Source organism: Kitasatospora sp. A2-31 (assembly GCF_022288725.1).
Classification (GTDB): domain Bacteria; phylum Actinomycetota; class Actinomycetes; order Streptomycetales; family Streptomycetaceae; genus Kitasatospora.
In genome coordinates this window covers 1-1,696 of sequence record NZ_JAKNTA010000136.1, presented here as the reverse complement: position 1 = coordinate 1,696, position 1,696 = coordinate 1, and the positions used below count along the sequence as shown (strand labels likewise).

3 protein-coding genes are annotated in these 1,696 nt (G+C 69.9%); all 3 read right to left on the bottom strand.

Translation table 11 applies throughout. The features are described from left to right. Positions 1-651, bottom strand: a 651-nt coding sequence (gene ilvC / locus MCM47_RS44480) for a ketol-acid reductoisomerase (protein WP_238951783.1), incomplete at its 3' end; no start/stop codon positions are given. A 148-nt stretch (positions 652-799) separates the two neighbouring features. Further along, the gene (ilvN, locus tag MCM47_RS44475; protein ID WP_238951331.1) at positions 800-1,324 is read right to left on the bottom strand and encodes an acetolactate synthase small subunit; all 525 of its coding nucleotides are present in this window, start codon (positions 1,322-1,324) and stop codon (positions 800-802) included. 106 nt (positions 1,325-1,430) lie between these two features. Then, the coding region (locus MCM47_RS44470; RefSeq protein WP_238951720.1) for a thiamine pyrophosphate-dependent enzyme at positions 1,431-1,696 on the bottom strand (266 nt) is incomplete at its 5' end.

Below are 1,696 nucleotides of genomic sequence, written 5' to 3'. Positions count from 1 at the left end.
GGCCTCGACCAGGGTCTCGAACCCGGCCTTCACCAGGGCTGCGGTGCCACCGCAGAGGACGGCCTGCTCACCGAACAGGTCGGTCTCGGTCTCCTCGGTGAAGGTGGTCTTGATGACGCCGGCCTTGGTGGCGCCCAGGCCCTTGGCGTAGGAGAGCGCCAGGGCGAAGGCGTTGCCGGTGGCGTCCTGCTCGACGGCGACGATCGCGGGGACGCCGCGGCCCTCCTCGTACTGGCGGCGGACCAGGTGGCCCGGGCCCTTCGGGGCGACCATGCAGACGTCGACGTCGGCCGGCGGCTTGATGAAGCCGTAGCGGATGTTCAGGCCGTGGCCGAAGAACAGGGCGTCGCCGGCCTTCAGGTGCGGCGCGATGTCCTGGGCGTAGACGTCGGCCTGGATCGGGTCCGGGACCAGGATCATGATGACGTCGGCCTCGGCCGCGGCCTCGGCGGGGGTGACCACGCGCAGACCGGCCTCCTCGGCCTTCTGGCGGGACTTCGACTCCGGCTTCAGGCCGACCCGGACGTCCGCACCGGAGTCGCGCAGGGACAGCGCGTGGGCGTGGCCCTGGCTGCCGTAGCCGATGACCGCGACCTTGCGGCCCTGGATGATGGACAGGTCGGCGTCGTCTTCGTAGAACAGCTCGGCCACGGGGGCACATCTCCTTGCGTGATGGTCTTGCCGGGTACTGCGTTTCCTACGGTACGTGGACCCGGCGGGGGTGTGGGGCAGTGCTTCAGGGGGTGAGACGGCGCGCGTCGGCGCTGGTCACGCCGGTGGTGGGCGCGCCGTCCCCGGGTCACGCGCTGCGGTCGAGGGCGCGCAGCGAGCGGTCGGTGATCGACCGGGCGCCGCGCCCGATGGCGACCAGGCCGGACTGGACCAGCTCCTTGATGCCGTACGGCTCCAGCATCCGGAGCATCGCCTCCAGCTTGTCCGAGCTGCCGGTGGCCTCGATGGTCACCGCGTCCGGGGACACGTCGACCGTCTTGGCGCGGAACAGCTGGACGATCTCGACGATCTGCGACCGGGTCTCGTTGTCGGCGCGGACCTTCACCAGGACCAGTTCCCGCTGGATCGCAGCGGCCTGGTCGAGCTCGACGATCTTTATCACGTTGACGAGCTTGTTGAGCTGCTTCGTGACCTGTTCCAGCGGAAGGTCCTCGACGTTGACCACGATGGTCATCCGGGACACGTCCGGATGCTCCGTCGGGCCGACGGCGAGGGAGTCGATGTTGAAGCCCCGACGGGAGAACAGCGAGGCGATGCGGGCGAGCACGCCGGGCTTGTTCTCGACCAGGACGGAGAGGGTGTGCTTGGACATGTGTCTCTGTTTCCTCGGTCGCTAGGGGGTCCGGCGAGCCGGTCGTGAGCGGGGTGGCGGCGGGCCTGGGGGTGCCCCCGGCCAGAGGCTGGGGAAGGGCGGGCCGTCAGTCGGTGTCGTCGCCGAAGTCGGGCCGGACGCCCTTGGCGAACTGGATCTCGTCGTTGCTGGTGCCGGCCGCGACCATCGGCCAGACCATGGCGTCCTGGTGGACGATGAAGTCGATGACCACCGGGCGGTCCTCGATCTCCATCGCCTGCTTGATGACCGCGTCGAGGTCCTCGGGGCGCTCGCAGCGCAGGCCGACGCAGCCCATCGCCTCCGCGAGCATCACGAAGTCCGGGATCCTGGTGCCGCCCTGGACCGGCGGTT

What these genes read in the sequence shown, in the direction of transcription:
- ilvN (WP_238951331.1), bottom strand. Translation starts at nt 1,324, where the DNA reads ATGTCCAAGCACACCCTCTCCGTCCTGGTCGAGAACAAGCCCGGCGTG.